At 63.3% G+C, this 16319-nt stretch carries 13 protein-coding genes; 6 read left to right on the forward strand and 7 right to left on the reverse strand.

Annotated features, from left to right (window positions below; genetic code table 11):
* Window positions 1-139: 139 nt before the first annotated feature.
* From ACHIRB_RS04575 to ACHIRB_RS04585, 3 genes are read right to left on the reverse strand one after another with little or no spacing between them, the layout of a single operon-like run.
* Entirely contained in the window at window positions 140-1468 is a 1329-nt protein-coding gene (locus tag ACHIRB_RS04575) for an FAD-dependent oxidoreductase (RefSeq protein WP_395127619.1), read from the reverse strand.
* Window positions 1371-1643 (reverse strand): helix-turn-helix transcriptional regulator, encoded by a 273-nt coding sequence (locus ACHIRB_RS04580; RefSeq protein ID WP_395125196.1) that lies wholly within the window; start codon window positions 1641-1643, stop codon window positions 1371-1373. The genes ACHIRB_RS04575 and ACHIRB_RS04580 overlap by 98 nt, the downstream gene beginning before the upstream one ends.
* A gap of 9 nt (window positions 1644-1652) precedes the next feature.
* Window positions 1653-3044 carry a UDP-glucose dehydrogenase family protein gene (locus tag ACHIRB_RS04585; RefSeq protein WP_395125195.1) on the reverse strand — a complete coding sequence of 464 codons (1392 nt, stop codon included), beginning with the start codon at window positions 3042-3044 and terminating at the stop codon, window positions 1653-1655.
* Between the two features lie 276 nt (window positions 3045-3320).
* On the opposite strand from ACHIRB_RS04585, the gene ACHIRB_RS04590 reads away from it, so the two are divergent.
* Both ACHIRB_RS04590 and ACHIRB_RS04595 read left to right on the forward strand, forming a co-directional pair.
* On the forward strand, window positions 3321-3728 hold the full coding sequence (locus ACHIRB_RS04590) for a hypothetical protein (RefSeq protein WP_395125194.1): 408 nt from the start codon (window positions 3321-3323) through the stop codon (window positions 3726-3728).
* Between the two features lie 50 nt (window positions 3729-3778).
* The gene (locus ACHIRB_RS04595) at window positions 3779-4486 is read left to right on the forward strand and encodes a cutinase family protein (protein ID WP_395125193.1); all 708 of its coding nucleotides are present in this window, start codon (window positions 3779-3781) and stop codon (window positions 4484-4486) included.
* Window positions 4487-4644: 158 nt separating this feature from the next.
* On the opposite strand, the gene ACHIRB_RS04600 is transcribed toward ACHIRB_RS04595, so the two are convergent.
* Window positions 4645-5307, reverse strand: coding sequence for a fasciclin domain-containing protein (locus tag ACHIRB_RS04600; RefSeq protein WP_395117508.1), 663 nt, complete (start codon window positions 5305-5307; stop codon window positions 4645-4647).
* Window positions 5308-5546: 239 nt separating this feature from the next.
* On the opposite strand from ACHIRB_RS04600, the gene ACHIRB_RS04605 reads away from it, so the two are divergent.
* From ACHIRB_RS04605 to ACHIRB_RS04620, 4 genes are all read left to right on the forward strand, one after another.
* The gene (locus ACHIRB_RS04605) at window positions 5547-7127 is read left to right on the forward strand and encodes a molybdopterin-dependent oxidoreductase (protein ID WP_395125192.1); all 1581 of its coding nucleotides are present in this window, start codon (window positions 5547-5549) and stop codon (window positions 7125-7127) included.
* Window positions 7128-7350: 223 nt separating this feature from the next.
* The gene (locus ACHIRB_RS04610; protein ID WP_395125191.1) at window positions 7351-8823 is read left to right on the forward strand and encodes a nitrate/nitrite transporter; all 1473 of its coding nucleotides are present in this window, start codon (window positions 7351-7353) and stop codon (window positions 8821-8823) included.
* Window positions 8820-10943 (forward strand): molybdopterin oxidoreductase family protein, encoded by a 2124-nt coding sequence (locus tag ACHIRB_RS04615; protein ID WP_395125190.1) that lies wholly within the window; start codon window positions 8820-8822, stop codon window positions 10941-10943. Before ACHIRB_RS04610 ends, ACHIRB_RS04615 begins: the two co-directional genes overlap by 4 nt.
* On the forward strand, window positions 10937-12400 hold the full coding sequence (locus tag ACHIRB_RS04620; protein ID WP_395125189.1) for an FAD-dependent oxidoreductase: 1464 nt from the start codon (window positions 10937-10939) through the stop codon (window positions 12398-12400). Before ACHIRB_RS04615 ends, ACHIRB_RS04620 begins: the two co-directional genes overlap by 7 nt.
* Here the strand turns inward: ACHIRB_RS04620 and ACHIRB_RS04625 are convergent.
* Genes ACHIRB_RS04625 through ACHIRB_RS04635 form a run of 3 tightly spaced genes read right to left on the reverse strand, consistent with a single transcriptional unit; the run spans window position 12361 to window position 15901 of the window.
* Entirely contained in the window at window positions 12361-13350 is a 990-nt protein-coding gene (locus ACHIRB_RS04625) for an NADPH:quinone reductase (protein WP_395125188.1), read from the reverse strand. The two genes, ACHIRB_RS04620 and ACHIRB_RS04625, sit on opposite strands and share 40 nt — an antisense overlap.
* A gap of 25 nt (window positions 13351-13375) precedes the next feature.
* Window positions 13376-14323 (reverse strand): UbiA family prenyltransferase, encoded by a 948-nt coding sequence (locus tag ACHIRB_RS04630; RefSeq protein ID WP_395125187.1) that lies wholly within the window; start codon window positions 14321-14323, stop codon window positions 13376-13378.
* Between the two features lie 48 nt (window positions 14324-14371).
* Window positions 14372-15901, reverse strand: a complete 1530-nt coding sequence (locus tag ACHIRB_RS04635; protein WP_395127621.1) for an AMP-binding protein — start codon at window positions 15899-15901, stop codon at window positions 14372-14374.
* Between the last annotated feature and the right edge of the window lie 418 nt (window positions 15902-16319).

Genomic DNA, 16319 nt, shown 5'->3' on the forward strand with positions numbered 1-16319 from the left:
CACCTTTCTTCATGTACGACACCAACTCCGAAGGAATTACCGTGAAAGCGGCAGGCTAGCTACCTGTCGTTGCGGTCGAGCAGCGACTGATGCGCGCTGCACGCACCAACCGCCCACGTGATATCTCCGAAGTCGACATTCACGAGCACACCGGCGGACGCCAACCGATTACCCGATCGAGACTGCGCGCTGTCAACGGCTTTGGAATACGCCCGCCCAGACGAATAGCTGTGTCGCGAATTGCAACTGCCACAGGCGAAGTGCACTCGGCAACCGATCCGGTCCGCCGAGAGAGACGACCGAGCGCGGTCGTTCGTCGGCGTCGGAGCCGGTCGTATTCGACTAGAGCAGCAGATCTCTGCGCGCCTGGCTGGCCTAATACATGCGCGAGTTCGATGGCGTCTTCAATGGCGAGGTTCGCGGAACCGACGTTCGGAGTCATCGCGTGTGCTGCGTCGCCGACCACGACCATGCGTCGGAAGTAAAACTTGCTGAGCGGTCTCGTAAGTTCCTCGATACATGTGTAGTACGGCTCCGCCGCCGTCGATCTGGCAATTAGCGAAGGGATCGGGTCATGCCAGTCCCCGTACGCGGCGGCCAAGATCGCGGCGGTTGTCGCAGACCCCGAGTCGTCAGAAGAACGCAAGATCGCGGAGCAGTGCACCATGTCGTCGGAAATAGGCAAGATCGAGAAGCGTGCACCAGTACCCCAAGTTTCGCCGGCCACCACGTCCAACCCACTTCTGGGAACAACGAACCGCCAACTCCTACTGGCGCAACTCCGAATTCCCGGATGTGTCGGTTCGACAAAAGAACGGACAGACGAGCGAATGCCATCGGCGCCGACGATGATATCTGACTCGAAAGAATCGCCAGATGACGTAGTGACCACAGCTGGAAATGCCGAGCCACCGCCCTGCACTCCGATGACAGAGCTTTGGAATCTCACCGACCCAGCGGGGAGAGCTGAGTGCAACGCGCTCAGCAGATCTGCCCTCAGAAGGGCTCGAATGCCGACACCGAAACGCGATTCCACGAAGTCGAGATCTGTTTTCGCCAACCATTTGCCGCGCGGGTTTCGAATTCCGCCGTGCTCTTGGACGACGGAGCAGGCACGAACTTTATCACCGATGCCGATCGCATCGAGGCCGAGCAGCCCGTTGGGAGTAAGTCCAATGCCTCCCCCTGAGGCTCGAAGTTCGGCTCCACGCTCCAGCACGGTGACATCCCAACCCTTTCGATGAAGTGCGAGCGCAGTCGCAAGACCGCCGATTCCACCTCCGACAACGCACGCCGTGTCGTCGATTCGCATATGTCCATGGTGATCGGAATCCGTCGGACCGCAAGTGCGAAAAGCCAACTCGGCGGCGCTACTCTGCAAGTTGCGCGGCTCCGGTGTCGGCTGGTTCCGACATGTAGAAGACGTCGGCGATCGGAACGTCGAAATACTTGGCGATTTGAAGTGCATGGAAGAGGCTTGGACTGGCCAGTTCGCGTTCGAGGTATCCGATCGTCTGGTAGTGCACGCTCAAGGCATCCGCAAGCTGGCGGCGTGAGACCCCTTTTCTATGCCGAAGGGCAGCAATACGATTGCGCACCGGCCGTGGCTCGGGACTGGCTCTGCGGGGATCGGAGAGGCTCATGTGCCCAGGTTACGGATTCAGCGCCCCGTCGGGGTCGGCGTGCGCTCGGCGCTCCGCAGTCGAGCCGCTGAAGCCCATTCGGCCCAGTGCGCTATATGACCACCCTGCTGCGCGCCACGTCAGGGGATCGAGGCAGTTGCGTCCGTCCACGATCGCCTTACCCCGAACGACGGCTTCGAGGTCGCCGGGAAGCATTGCGGAGAACTCGGGCCAGTCCGTAAGCACGAGTATCGCGTCGGCGTTCCTGCACGCGAGCGCCGTTGAACGAGCGTACTTAAGCTCTGGAAAAGCATTGCGAGACTTAGACATCGCCTGTGGATCGAAGACTGTGACTGTGGCGCCAAGTCTTCTGAGATCCTCGGCGACGTCGAGCGCGGGCGAGTTGCGTATATCGTCAGTGCCCGGTTTGAATGCGGCTCCGAGAACAGCGATGCTTCTGTCGCGCGATGTGCCGCCGCACGCAGCAATGGCCAGATGAGTCGTTCGTGCGCGTGCGCGAAGGTTGATCTGCTCGACGTCGTGCAAGAGACGCGCAATTGACACGATCCCGAGCTCATCAGCCTTTGCCACTAAGGCGTGCAAGTCCTTCGGCAAGCAACCGCCGCCGTATCCCAGGCCAGCGCCCAGGTGCATACGCCCGATCCGCGGATCGTAGCCGAGGGCATCTGCGAGCACCGAGACGTCGGCACCAGCAGCGTCACATAGCTCCGCCATCGCATTGATGAACGAGATTTTGGTTGCCAGAAAGGAATTAGCTGCTGTTTTCGTGAGTTCGGCAGTTTCCAGATCGGTGACAACCATAGGGATCTGGCGCGCGAGCAGCAGGCGATAGATTGTTCGCGCTAACCGCTCCGCGCGGATGTTCGTGCGATTCTCGGTGCCGAGAACAATCCGAGTCGGAGATAAAGTGTCACGTACCGCGTGGCCCTCGCGGAGGAACTCCGGATTCCATGCGAGTTCGATGTCAGCCTCGGCCGATGCGGTGTCCTTGATACGTTCAATCAGATGTCGGGCTGTACCTACTGGCACTGTGGATTTGCCGAGTATCACAGATGGGACAGTGATCCGTGCTGAGAGCGCATCGATCGTGGCGCGGATTTGGCTTAGATCGGAAGTTCCAAGCGGATCGAGTTGAGGTGTGCCAACGCAGATAAAATGGATTGCGCCCCAAGTGCCGACGGCATCGTACGATGTACTGAAGTGCAGCCGTCCGGCTGCAATATTTCTCTGCAGAACCTCATCGAGATGAGGTTCAAAGAACGGCGCACGGCCCGTGCGGAGAAGATTGATCTTTGACGGATCCGTGTCCACAGCAAGGACATCGTGCCCAAGCTCCGCCATGCACGCCGCATGTGTAGCACCGAGATATCCGGTACCAACTACGGTTACTCGTGCCGACATGACGTCGAACGATACGAACCACTGCCCCTGTGCGGGAAGTTCTTGGCAAACGTGCTCTCTGTTTTGGTCGAGGACAGAGAATGCAGATGCATCCGGTGATGTTCAAGTGAGGAAATTCCCCAGCTACGCGGGCGGGGCCGGTGTCGCGCTCAAAATTTCTCTCCCCAATCCGTCGGCTGCCGCGCGCTCAGCGGCATTTACGTTGCTCAGTAGCCGAGGCCATTCAACGACAACGACCCGCTCCCACAGTTCGGGCGGAATTGTATTGGCCAGGTGGTGACTCTCACCGATTGGCAGGTCACGGAGGCGCCGGCGCGCATCGAGCGTTTGACCAACATAGGCAAGCCCCGCTCCGCGGACAAAGACTCCATACACGGCAGGCCCAGCAGGAGACGGCCTGTTGTCAGTCTGTTGAGTAAGCAGTTCGCCAATCCGGTATGCAAACCGAAATCTCTGCTCCTGCCACGCTCGAATCAGGTCGGGAGAACCGGTAAGGGCGTCGAGCGCTTCAAGCCATCGACCGAAGTTCAGTGTCCGATCCACGTCGCTCACCTGCACAATGATGCACGGCCGTCCGGCGACGGCGTGCTTGAGGGCGTCGTCTATCGCGACCAGTGCCGCGTATGCATTGGTCCAGTTCGTTTCGCAGATCGCTGGGTGCTGCATCGTTTTGGCGGCGATTAGATTTCGCCAACAGTGGGTAGTTGGCGGGTATGACCGGTAACCTACGCAAGATGACCGCCCGCTCTTTTGCGCCGATCGTGTGTGCCGCTTTCGCGGCCTTGGCGATGCCGCTCAGTTTGCCCGCCCAGTCGGCGATGGCAGCACCGTGCCCAGACGTCGAGGTGGTGTTCGCGCGAGGTACCGCCGAGCCTGCGGGACTCGGAATCACCGGCACTGCCTTCGCCGAGTCGGTGCGGCTGCGCTCGCCCGGTAAGTCGGTCGGCACGTATGCCGTGAACTACCAGGCGAGCGCCGACTTCAACAATCCGATTCCCTTCGCTCGCACCGTCCTTGACGGGATCAGGGACGCGCAGGGGCACCTCGAGTTCATGGCAGCCAGCTGCCCGGGAACCAAGATCGTGCTCGGCGGATACTCTCAGGGTGCTGTAGTCGCCGGGTTCGCCGTCATGGACGGTCTGCCTGCAGGCGTCAAGCCCGAGTATGCGGCCGCTGTCCCACCGCCCATCTCGGCGGACGTAGCAGACAATGTCGCGGCAGTCGTGCTGTATGCCAAGCCGTCCGACCGCTGGATGCGCGACATCGGTGCACCGCCGGTCGTCGTCGGACCGGCGTACGCCGCGAAGACCATCGACTACTGCATCCCCGGCGACACGATCTGTGACGGCTCGGGCGTCGGCCAGCCCAACCCGCTGCACGTCCTCTACGGATTCAACGGGATGGCAATCGCAGGAGCGGACTTCGCGATGGGGCGCCTGTAGTTCCTGCACCGACCCGGAATCGTGAAGAGTTGCACCCTCTGAGAGGGAGTAACTCTTCACGATTTCTTTTTGTGCCACAGCCTCTAGCGACTACCAACGACAAAGGCCGCGAACCCCTTTCGGAGTTCGCGGCCTTTGCTAGGTCGAACGTCAGCTGATCAGGCAGCCGGCGGGGTGAGGACCTGGTCGATCAGGTAAACGGTCGCGTTGGCGGTCTTGACGCCACCACAGATGACCGAAGCTCCGTTGACCTTCAGTGCATCGCCCGAGCCGGTGACCTCGACGGGCTGGCCTTCGACGGTGGTCTGCGATCCGGCGATTGCGTCAGGCGCGATCTGGCCGGGGACGACGTGGTAGGTCAGGATCTTGGTGAGCAGCGCTGAATCGGTCTTCAGCGTCTCGATCGTGGCCGGGTCGACAGCCTTGAATGCGTCGTCGACGGGTGCGAAGACAGTGAACTCGCCGCCGTTGAGCGTGTCGACGAGGTTGACGCCGGGGTTGAGCTGGCCGGAGACCGCTGCAACGAGGGTCGTCAGGAGCGGGTTGTTGGAGGCCGCGGTGGCGACCGGATCAGCTGCCATGCCCGAAACGGAGCCTGCACCGCTCGGAACCTGTGCGGCGTAACCGGCACAGCCGGGGCCGACGAGTCCTGCGGCCGGATCTGCTGCCGAAGACGTCGACATTGATTCGCTGGTTGCTGCCGCGGCGGCCGTGGTGGTCGCATCGGCGCTGTCGCTGCTGCTGTCGTCCGAGCATGCCGAAAGTCCTACAACGCCGAGCGCTGCGATGCTTGCAATGGCGATCTTGCGTTGGATTCGCATCTTGTATGTCCTCTTTCATTGGCTACGACGGGCGCTTGATCGCCGCCGCTGTTCGTGAAGCATTCGTCTCAGTCGGCAAAAGGGATGGGTATCGGTATGTCCGATTTCGAAAAACTCCCTGAGGATCTCCTGAGAAAGCAGACGTATCCAAATGCTTTGCGCCTGAAAGCAATCCCGGAGGTCTATGTGTAACGAAGGACAGTCACCCACTTTCACTACAACCGACCGCCGAGGGACCGATGACCACGCAGGCACCACCAGAGGTCGCAGAGACCCGTCCAAGGCGACGATTCGTTGCCCGTGGGCTTTCGGGAATCATCGCAGCCGGTGTGGTGCTCGGGGTCGGTGAACTTGCCGCGGTCCCCATCGATCCGAACAGTTCGCCGTTCTTCGCGGTCGGCAACGTGACGGTCGATCGGGCTCCGGAGTTCGCGCGCGAGTTCGCGATCGAGACCTTCGGAACCAACGACAAGCCCGCGCTGTTCATCGGAATGTCCATTGCGATGGTGCTGATCGGTGCGGTGATCGGACTGATCGAACGACCGCGTCGCCCGCTGGGCAGCGTCGCGTTGATCGTGCTCGGACTCGTCGCCGTCTACGCGTCGCAACAACGCATCACGTCGGACTGGACGTTCGCGATCCCGAGCATCGTCGGCGTCGTGTTCGGAATCTTGGTTCTGCGATTGCTCATCGGCGCCCTGACCTCGGTTGCGCCGAAAGACGAGGATTTCAAACCGGTTTCGGAGTCCCGCCTGCCGCGCCGCAAGTTCCTGGTCCTCGGCACCGGCATCGCAGCGGCTGCTGTCGCGATCGGTGTCGCTGGACGCTACATCGGTGCGCGACTGACCGACGTCGTCGCAGACCGCGCCAACTTCCGACTGCCGTCGGTGACGAACAAGGCAAAGCCGATCGCTGCGGGCACCGATATCAACGTTCCCGGGTCGACGACCTTCCTCACCCCGAACGAGACGTTCTATCGAATCGACACAGCGTTGCAGGTCCCCAAGTTGGTCCGCGACGACTGGCAGCTGCGCATTCACGGCATGGTCGACCGCGAGATCACGTTGAACTGGGACGATCTTGTCGCTCGCACCGCAATGGAGCGCACGATCACGTTGACCTGTGTGTCCAACGAGGTCGGCGGTCCGCTCGCGGGCAACGCGACGTGGATCGGTTATGCGATCAAGGATCTGCTGGACGAGGCAGGTGTCGACCCCGAAGCCGACATGCTGCTCTCCACCAGTGTCGACGGGTGGACCAGTGGAACGCCCGTTGCGGCACTGCGCGACGGCCGCGACGCGATTCTCGCCGTCTCGATGAACGGACAACCGCTGCCCCTCGAGCACGGTTACCCCGTCCGCCAGGTCGTTCCCGGGCTGTACGGCTTCGTGTCGGCAACGAAGTGGGTTGTCGACTGGGAGTTGACTCGCTTCGACAAGGCCGAGGCGTACTGGACGAAACGCGGTTGGGGTGCGCAGGCGCCGATCAAGACGGCCTCTCGGATCGACGTCCCTGCGGCGCTTGCGCCCGTCCCTGCCGGTCGGGTGGTTGTCGCGGGAACGGCATGGGCCCAGCGGCGCGGTATCGAGAAGGTCGAGATCCGGGTGGACAAGCAGCAGTGGCAGCAGGCAGTTCTCGCGCCCGAGTATTCGATCGACACGTGGCGCCAATGGACCTACGAGTGGGATGCGGCCGCCGGCAACCACGTGATCGAAGTTCGAGCGACCGACCTCGACGGCAATACGCAGACCGAAGAGCGGACGCCGCCGATTCCTGGTGGGTCGACCGGCTGGCACAACCGGACGATCATCGTCAGGTAAGTCATCGGTCGCACGACCGGGCGATCGGAAATCTTTCGCCGTTGTGCACCGGGGCCAGCGAAGGCTGTCGTACCGCAATCGTCGTGCGGTACGTTTTCAACGAGTCGTACTGTGAGTCAGCGCTTCTGATGTCGCGACGCAGCGTCCTCGGATCTCTCGCTGCGGTGTCCAGTACCCGGCTCGTCTCTTGCTTGGTGGTGGCCACGTGCGAAGGGAGCGTGCTTTGTCTCCGGTATCCGGCGAAGCGGACACACAGGGCGGTCGTTGGAGGTTGCGGGAGCGGCGGTGGATCGCGGACTGGGATCCCGAAGACGTCGAACGCTGGAACAACGGCGGCGCCAGGGTGGCCAAGCGAAATCTGATCTATTCGATCTTCGCCGAGCACGTCGGCTTCTCGGTGTGGTCCATCTGGTCGGTGATGGTGCTGTTCATGCCCGTCGACAAGTACGGAATCGATACGGGCGGCAAGTTCTTGCTGTTGGCGGTTCCGACACTTACCGGTGCCATACTCCGCCTCGCCTATACCTTCGCGCCTGCGAAGTTCGGCGGCAGGAACTGGACCATAGTCAGCGCCGCAATTCTTGCGGTACCGACGCTGTTGGCTCTGTACTTCATCTTGCACCCTGAAACTTCATACACCACTTGGCTTTTCGTCGCCGCGCTAGCGGGATTCGGTGGTGGAAACTTCGCGTCGTCGATGACGAACATCAACTCCTTCTACCCACAGCGGCTGAAGGGCTGGGCGCTTGGCCTCAACGCAGGCGGCGGGAATCTCGGTGTGCCGGCCATCCAGATCGTCGGTCTGCTCGCGCTGTCGGCGGTCGGCGACGCCGCACCGTCCGTCGTCTGCGCGGTCTATCTCGTTCTGATCGCTGCTGCCTCGATCGCTGCTGCGGCATTCATGGACAACCTGTCCGGGCAGGACCTGAGTCCACGAGTGATGGTAAACGCCCTTCGGTTCGGTCATTCGTGGGTGATCAGCCTGCTGTACATCGGAACGTTCGGATCGTTCATCGGCTACAGCTTCGCCTTCGGGCAACTGCTCCAGATCAACTTCGTCGCTTCCGGTGAAACACCTGCGCAAGCCGCACTGCATGCGGCGCAGATCGCCTTCGTCGGACCACTTCTCGGATCGTTGTCGCGGCCCCTCGGCGGTAAGCTGTCCGACCGTATCGGCGGCGGACGGGTCACGTTCTATACCTTCGTCGCGATGCTTGTTGCCGCGGGCGCGCTCGTTGTCGCAAGCTCGGTCGACGACAACACATCCGGGGCGACCGGTGGCGGCGTGATGGCGGTCTACGTGTTGGCCTTCATCGTTCTGTTCATCCTGTCCGGTGTCGGAAACGGGTCGACCTACAAGATGATTCCGGCGGTGTTCGAAGTCAGGTCATGGCGACTTTCCGACCGCACACCGAACGAGCGCGCTGCGTGGTCGCGGTCGATGGCCGGTGCATTGATCGGCTTTGCGGGTGCGATCGGGGCCATCGGAGGCGTGTTGATCAATGTCGTGCTGCGCATCTCGTACAGCGGTGCTGCCAAGTCGGCGACCGACGCGTTCTTCGTGTTCGCGGGCTTCTATCTGCTGTGCGCGATCGTCACCTGGTACGTCTTTCTGCGTCGGCGCGCGGTCGATTCGATGACCGGCGACGATGGATTGGTCGCCGAGCGAGCCCTGTCCAGCATCACGCGGGTATGAGTTCACGTTCGGTCGAAACGCCAACGCACTGCCCCTACTGCGGTCTGCAGTGTGCGATGACACTGACGCGCGACGACGACGCCATCGCACCGGCGCAGACGGTGCAGGTCGGTGGCCGGTCGTTTCCGACGAATCAGGGTGGCCTCTGCCAGAAAGGTTGGACGAGCGCCGAATTGCTGCGAATCCCTGATCGCCTTCTCACCCCGCTCGTTCGAGTAGCCGGCACACTGCAGCCGACCGATTGGGAGACAGCGCTCGATGTGGTGGCCGACGGCGTCCGGCGCGCACGCGAGAGCGGCGGTGCCGATGCAGTCGCCGTATTCGGGGGAGGTGCGCTCACCAACGAAAAGGCCTACACCCTCGGCAAGTTCGCCCGCGTAGCGCTCGGCACGGCGAACATCGATTACAACGGCAGGTTCTGCATGTCTTCTGCTGCTGCCGCTTCGATCAAGTCCTTCGGCGTCGATCGTGGTCTGCCGTTTCCGGTGTCCGATCTGACTACGGCGCACGCGATCCTGCTCTTCGGTGCCAATATCGCCGAGACGATGCCGCCACTCGTTCGCCACGTCGCCGCGGCAGCCGATCGTGGCGGACTGATCGTCGTCGATCCGCGGCGCACGCCGACGGCCGAACGCGCGCTCGCCGGCGGCGGTATACATCTGCAGCCGAGTGTCGGTACCGATCTGCCGCTGGCACTCGGGATGCTCCGGGTTGCACTTGTCGAGGGCTACCTCGATCGCGCCTATATCGATACTCGAACAACAGGTTTCGATGCAGCACGCGTTGCGGCAGGGGAATGGTGGCCGGAGCGGACCGAACGTGTGACGGGCGTACCGATCGACCGGATCCGACGTGCCGTCGCAATCGTTGCCGATGCCAGGCAACGCGACCGAGGTGCCTACATACTGTCCGGCCGCGGCGCGGAGCAACATGCGACAGGTACCGACACCGTGTCGGCGATCATCGCGCTTGCGCTCGCGCTCGGACTGCCGGGCCGCGAACGAAGTGGCTACGGAACCATCACCGGACAGGGCAACGGGCAGGGTGGTCGCGAGCTCGGGCAGAAGGCCGACCAACTGCCTGGCTACCGAGCGATCGTCGATCCGGCCGCTAGACGACACGTCGCAGCAGTGTGGGGCGTCGACCCCGACCTACTTCCCGGTCCGGGGAAGAGTGCGTACGAGCTGCTCGACGCGCTCGGTGCTGCGGACGGTCCTCGAGTGTTGCTCGTGCACGGCTCCAACCTCGTCGTGTCGGCGCCGCGCAGCCAACGGATAGTCGACCGACTCGCCGCGCTCGATCTGCTGGTCGTATCGGATTTTGTGCTATCCGAGACAGCTGCCGTCGCCGATGTCGTTCTTCCCGTGCTGCAGTGGGCGGAGGAGGACGGCACAACGACGAGCCTCGAAGGGAGGGTGCTTCGGCGTCGTCGGGCCGTCGCTCCGCCCGTAGGTCCGCGATCGGATCTGGAAGTGCTTGCTGCACTTGCGATCAGGCTCGGTCAGCCGGCAAATCGGTTCGCGACGGAACCCCGGGCGGTCTTCGACGAGATCGGGCGAGCTTCTGCAGGTGGAGCTGCCGACTATTCGGGGATCGACTACGACCGACTCGATCGGGAACAGGCCGTGCACTGGCCATGCCCTGATGCGGGCCATCCCGGCACGCCGCGGATGTTTCTCGACGGTTTCTCTACGCCGGACGGTAGGGCGAGGTTCGTCGGACCGAGGCATCGTGGCGCTGCCGAGACCGTCGACGCGACCTTCCCGCTCGTTGCGACGACGGGCCGGATCCAGGCGCACTACCAGTCCGGATCGCAAACCAGGCGGGTCGACGAACTACGCAGCAGCGCAGGCGAGATGTTCGTGCAGGTGCACCCCGACACAGCGCAGCGCGCGGGCCTGGCAAACGGCGATCTGGCCAGGGTCGTCGGCCGCCGTGGTGTGACCGTAGGCGTGGTCCGCTGCGACGAGTCGATGAGGCCCGACACAGTCTTTCTTCCGTTCCACTTCCCCGGTGCCGCTCGAGCAAATCTGGTGACGAGCACCGCGCTGGATCCAACGAGTCGGATGCCCGAGTTCAAGTCGTGCGTTGTGCGCTTGGAAGCGGCAACGACATGCTGAAGCGGGTGGTGATCGTCGGGAACGGGATGGCGGGTGCTCGGCTTGCCGAGGAGCTTCGGTATCGCGATCCTTGCGCGGCGGCGCTGCGGATCATCGTGATCGGTGCCGAGCAGCATCCGGGATACAACCGAATTATGTTGTCCCACATCCTCACCGGAACGATGACGGTCGACGACGCTACGTTGCGGCCCGCTGACTGGTGGCGTGCGAACGACATCGATGTCCGCATCGGGGTCAAAGCTGTCGACCTCGATGTTGCGGCACGATCGGTGCGATGTTCGGACGGTTCGCTGGTCGAGTACGACGAACTCGTCCTCGCGACGGGAGCCGTCCCCTGTCTGCCGAGGATCCGCGGCGTGTACCGAGCGGACGGCTCGGCGGCGCGAGGAGTGGTCGTCTACCGGACGTTGGATGACTGCAAACGTATTGCCGCACAGTTGGAGCCGGGGCTTCGGGTTGTCGTCGTCGGCGCTGGTCTGCTCGGACTCGAGGTGGCGTGCGCCCTGCGGAGCCGGTCGGTCGATGTTGCCGTAGTCGATGTGTGCGACTCGCCGCTGGCACGCCAGACCGATGCCGTCGGCGGTGCGGTCCTTGCGCGCACGCTCGAGCAGATCGGTCTGCGACTCGAATTAGGAAGAATTGCAGCCTCTTTCGCAGACAGCGAACTGACGCTCGACGACGGAACGCGGCTGGGAGCAGACCTGGTGTTGCTGTCGGCGGGAGTGCGACCCGACGTGGAACTGGCCGCAAGGGCGGGGATCGGAACCGATCGCGGGATCACGGTCGACGACTGTCTGCGGACCGATACGGCCAAGGTGTGGGCGATCGGGGATTGCGCCGAACATCGCGGCATCGTCAATGGACTGGTTCGCCCTGCGTGGGAGCAGGCGGACGTGGTCGCCGATCTGATCTCCGAGCGCGACATCGGTTCGCGATACCTCGGTACCGACAATGTTGTGAGGGTGAAAGCGCACGGCATCGACTTGGCATCGATGGGCCTGATCGACGCCGAAACGAACAGCCGATCTCACGAGGTGGTGTCGATCGCGGATTCGGCACGTGGCACGTACGCCAAGCTTGTCATCGCCGACGACAGGCTGGTCGGTGCGCTGCTGATCAACACCCCGCACGCAGCGGGAACGGTTGCGCAACTTTACGACCGCCAGACCGTGGTGCCGAGCGATCGGCTCGCGCTACTGGTCGGCCGCGGCGCGGTCCCTGCGGACGCCGATTTGCCAAGGATGCCCGACGACGCGCTTGTCTGCCGCTGCAACTCGATCAGCAAAGGTGCAGTGACGGCTGCGATCATGCGCGGCGAGGACACGGTGGCCGCGCTCGCCCGCAGCACGCGAGCCACGACCGGGTGTGGCGGCTGCGTCGACCTCGTAGGAGCGCTGTGCGCGGCTGCTCGACTGCCTCAGCGGCCGGGTTCGAGCAGTATGCGGGTGCCGTGCTGACCGTCGCGCTCGATCCGCTTGTGCGCCGCGGCAGCGGCGGCGAGCGGAAGTACCTCGACGCGTCGTGGCGTAACGGTGCCGTCGACGAGAACGGCGTCGAGTATCGCCGCCGCCTCTGCGAGTTCGTCGGGTGTCGCAGTCGAGATGGCGAAACCGTGGATCGAGCGTGACCGCATGTAGAGCGCCCCGAGCGCGAAGTCGACTTGTGTCCGCGCGCCTGCGATGACGAGGAGTCGGCCGCGCTCGGCGAGCAGGTCGATGTCGGTTCCGCTGATTGCGGGGTGCGTGGCAACGAAGACATCGGCGCCGCCCGGCGCGACGGCTGCGATTCGCTCTGAAAGGTCGGGGTCCCTGGAGTCGAGTACGACGTCGGCGCCGATGCTGCGGCAGTGGTGCGCGTCGAACGCTGCGGCGGTCGCCACGACTCTGGCGCCGATCCGAACGGCCATGGCGACGAGTGCACTGCCAACGTTGCCTGCTGCCCCCGACACGACGACGGTGTCGCCGTTGCGAAGTCCGCAGCTGCGCAACGCGAGGTAGGCCGTGGCAACGGGGTGCGCCAGCGCCGCCGCGTGCGCGGGGTCGACGGAGTCGGGCAGACGGTAGAGACGCTGCATCGGGATGGCGGCGTACTCGGCTGCACTGCCCTGTCTGCCGTCGTAGCCGAGGCTGTTGCTCCACACCTGCATGCCCGGCTCGAACCCGACCACTGCCGATCCGCACTCGACGACGGTGCCGACGGCATCGCGTCCAACCACGAAGGGGAACTCGATCGAGGTCCGGTAGGCGCCGGACCGGACGAAGGTGTCGACTGCGTTCACCGCGGCGTAAGACACGCGGACCAGCACGTCCTTCGGACCGAGCGTGGGTATCGCGAGCTCGCCGAACACTATGTTGTCCGCGGAGCCGCGACACGTGATGAACGCGGCGGCCATCCTGTGCTGAGTCATGTTCGACCGCCCTCCGCACGCGGACTCATGAAATCAGCAACGCAACTCCGAGGCCGATACTGCCGAGATCGAGCGAGAGGATCCCCATGAAACGCGCGCGCCGCCAGTCTTGTCGGATGGCGCCGAAATACAGCTGAGCGAGCTGGAGTGCGACGAGTGGTAGAACCGCAAGCGCGCCGACAGCGGCGATTCGGGTCGAGGTGAACAGGACGGCGAGCAGCACGATGTTCGCGACCAGCAGCGCTGCCAGCAATACCTGATAGGTCCGCGGCGACAGCACCACTGCCAGCGTGCGCCGGTTGACGGCCGCGTCACCCTCGCGGTCGGAGGCGTTGCCGTACTCGACGACCATCAGGAACCACAGGCCGAAAATGGTGAAGACAAGCAGAATCTCGGCGTTGAGCTGCCCCGCGATCAACCAGTACGGAAGCAACGCGGTGAACCCGGTGATGACGAAGATCGTCGCCTCGAGGCCAAGTGGGACATAGCTGACTTTGAGACCCCACGAGTACTGCGACGCCCAGATGTGGCCGATCAGAAACGTCAGCACGAGCGCGATCGACACCGGACCGTCGTAGGTCAGGGCCGCCAATGCTGCCGTGACAACCGCCCCCACCCACATGGTGACGGCGAACCTGACTGCCTCGGCCTCGGAGAGTGCGCCTGTGAGCAACGGCTTCTTGGCAACGGTGACCGCAGGCCGGCCCGCATAGTTACGTGCGTCGCTACCGTCACGGAAGCCGCCGATGTCGTCGGCGGCACCCGCGCTCCACTGCACGAGCTGCAGGGTCAGCAAGGCGAGGAGCAGAGGAACCACGCTGGACCGGTCGAGGTAGCCGTCGAGGTTGAGCAGGAGTATGGCAAGCAGCCAGCCGTAGCTGTGGTGATAGATCCGCGCTTTGCCGAGTTGCAGGTAGGCGAGCAATTTTCGCGAAGGGCGCGTCGTGGATGTTGCCTGAGTCGTCGATGCCACAGCAGCTACGGATCCTCTTTGTTCTATCGGCGGGTGATCAGAGGAAGTTCAGGCGCTGACTGGTATTTCGCCGTGCCGGGCCTTATCTCTGAGTTCGATTCGCCGAATCTTCCCGGTGATCGTGCGGGGGAACTGGGCGTCGGGTATGACGACCGGCGGATCGAGGTGCTCGACCTCGCGTGTCGCATCAGCCCACTTGACGGTGTCGAGCCGCTCACCGTCTCGGAGGGACAGAATGGGTATCAGCCGACCGTCGACTTCGAGGATGACCAGTTCGAGGAATTCGGGGAACTTGTCGAGCAGCATGTCTTCGATCGCGATGCCACTCGGCGCGAGCGATAGCCTGTCGACCTGTCGGTCGATGAGGGTCAGGAATCCGAGTTTCGAGCGAATACCGATGTCGCCTGTGTCCCACCAGCCGTCGGCCGGGTAGTGGCGAGCGGCGATGTCTTTGCGGTTCAGGTATCGCGATATGTGGACAGGGGTGCGAACAACGATGCGGCCCGGCGTGCCACGCGAGACCTTGTTCCCGTCCTCGTCGAGGATGCGCACCTTGCAGTACGGAACCGGGCTGCCGACGGGGTGTCCGGGGAGTGCTTTGCTGCGGTGCCTGCGGCGCAGAGCCCGAAGACCTTTGAGATGCAGTCGGGATGCGATCGCTCCGGATTCGGACTGGCCGTAGACCTCTGCGTAGAGCGCGAGGCGATACTTGGAGCCGTCGAGAAGTGCTTTGACCGTGTCCGGATGAATGACGTCGAAGCTGGTGGCGTAGAAGCGAACCGACTTGAACGCGCCGGTAGCGCCGAGGTGCTGCCACGCCCGGAAGTTGTACGGGTGCGCCTCCAGATACATCGGCCGGTAGCGCTTGAGGGCGCGTTCGACTTCTTCTGTGGTGCTGTTCTGCAGGAACAGCAGCGGTGCTTTGCGGCGCAGTGCCGCTGAGATGCCCACCACCGAGCGACCGTGGACGGGCGAGACACCGACACCGCAGTAGCCTCGCAACCGGGCGCCCCAATGCAGGAGGGCTTGCACCTTGCTGTCGTAATCGATACTGCGCGCCGTGTACTCCACGAGTTTGGGAACGCCGGTCGTTCCCGATGTGTGTGTCACGATGTACGGCTCGTCGAGACCGCGCTCGACGGCCTTCGAGAGTGGTGGTTGCCCGGCGGCCTCCTCGACGACGGCGCGCCAGTCGTAGTGCTTTGCGTCGGGGACGACGGCGGCGCATTCGGCGAAGCGTTGATCCGCGGCGACGATGGCGACGATCCCAGGCACGTCGTGCAAGGTTGCGGCGAGGATGGAGCTGGTCATCGCGGGGCTGATCATGATCGGCGTGGCGCCCGTCGCAGAGATGGCGGCGCAGGCAATGAGGATGTCGACGGGCGCTTCCAGCCAGACCACACAGTAGGTGCCTGCCCGCAGGCCACCATTGGCGAACAGTGTCGCCGTACGTGCCGCGCTGTCGGCGACGGCGCGCGTCCGAAGCTGGGTATCGGACACCTCGACCGCGATGGGGGTGTGGTCGACGATCCAGGGTTCCGAGTCGTCGGGAAGCGCTTGCAATTGGTCGTAGATCACGTGAACCACCCTCGCATCGTGGCACCGCGGAATGGGATGCCAGCGTAAGTACTAAGTGAATTGGACGGACGCCGATTTCGGTCCCAATGGAAGGCGCCCAGATCGCCTTGTCGCTAGCATTCTTACGCATCAATTCGCACCTGTCCATGCCTCGGATGCGAAAGGGCGTGAGGAATTCTCCTGCAGCGGTGCGCTGTACTCGCGGTCTGTTTGCCTCGGCCTAATCCGACCGTTCCGGACCGATACAAAGTCAGCCACTTTGTCGAAAATCCGACACTGTTACGGAATGGCCCTGCCGTAAGAGGAACGAGTCCGCCCGAAGATCGTCGGCGCACGGAAATTTTGTCTCAGTGGTGTGAAGATGGCTACATTCTGCAGCCGATGACGTAGCGTCGAAAGGGCATCGGATCGGGTGGTC

Source organism: Antrihabitans spumae (genome assembly GCF_043944905.1).
GTDB classification, from domain to species: domain Bacteria; phylum Actinomycetota; class Actinomycetes; order Mycobacteriales; family Mycobacteriaceae; genus Antrihabitans; species Antrihabitans spumae.

What these genes read in the sequence shown, in the direction of transcription:
- ACHIRB_RS04600 (WP_395117508.1), bottom strand. Translation starts at nt 5,307, where the DNA reads ATGCGAATCCAACGCAAGATCGCCATTGCAAGCATCGCAGCGCTCGGC.
- ACHIRB_RS04575 (WP_395127619.1), bottom strand. Translation starts at nt 1,468, where the DNA reads ATGCACTTCAAATCGCCAAGTATTTCGACGTTCCGATCGCCGACGTCT.
- ACHIRB_RS04595 (WP_395125193.1), top strand. Translation starts at nt 3,779, where the DNA reads ATGACCGCCCGCTCTTTTGCGCCGATCGTGTGTGCCGCTTTCGCGGCC.
- ACHIRB_RS04580 (WP_395125196.1), bottom strand. Translation starts at nt 1,643, where the DNA reads ATGAGCCTCTCCGATCCCCGCAGAGCCAGTCCCGAGCCACGGCCGGTG.
- ACHIRB_RS04625 (WP_395125188.1), bottom strand. Translation starts at nt 13,350, where the DNA reads ATGACTCAGCACAGGATGGCCGCCGCGTTCATCACGTGTCGCGGCTCC.
- ACHIRB_RS04620 (WP_395125189.1), top strand. Translation starts at nt 10,937, where the DNA reads ATGCTGAAGCGGGTGGTGATCGTCGGGAACGGGATGGCGGGTGCTCGG.
- ACHIRB_RS04605 (WP_395125192.1), top strand. Translation starts at nt 5,547, where the DNA reads ATGACCACGCAGGCACCACCAGAGGTCGCAGAGACCCGTCCAAGGCGA.
- ACHIRB_RS04615 (WP_395125190.1), top strand. Translation starts at nt 8,820, where the DNA reads ATGAGTTCACGTTCGGTCGAAACGCCAACGCACTGCCCCTACTGCGGT.
- ACHIRB_RS04585 (WP_395125195.1), bottom strand. Translation starts at nt 3,044, where the DNA reads ATGTCGGCACGAGTAACCGTAGTTGGTACCGGATATCTCGGTGCTACA.